Source organism: Halomonas marinisediminis (assembly GCF_004347715.1).
GTDB classification, from domain to species: domain Bacteria; phylum Pseudomonadota; class Gammaproteobacteria; order Pseudomonadales; family Halomonadaceae; genus Halomonas; species Halomonas icarae.
Genome location: NZ_SLTR01000341.1, coordinates 1 through 284, shown reverse-complemented (window position 1 = coordinate 284; position 284 = coordinate 1). Strand labels below are relative to the sequence as shown.

The following is a 284-nucleotide window of genomic DNA, read 5'->3' as shown; positions in this document are numbered from 1 at the left end:
GTGACCGGTAATGTGATTGGAGGCAGCAACGCCTCCACCAACGATGTTGCCGACACCGTGGGCGCGGATGGCGCAATTGTCAGTGCCATCGTTAGCGACAATGTGGGCGCTAATGCCTCGACGACCGACCTCAATGGTAATCTGGTAATTGAGGGCGAGTACGGCACGCTCACCATCAACCCGGACGGCTCCTACACCTACGCGCTGGATAACGGCAATCTCGGCGTTCAGGGTTTGGGTGTTGGCGAGACGTTAACCGACACCTTCACCTACACCTTGACCGA

The 284-nt window shown here is 57.7% G+C and carries 1 protein-coding gene; it reads left to right on the top strand.

What is annotated here, in order from left to right; translation table 11 throughout:
• Positions 1-284 (top strand): VCBS domain-containing protein (locus tag E0702_RS16930; RefSeq protein ID WP_132045718.1); only part of this gene is annotated, 284 nt, incomplete at both ends.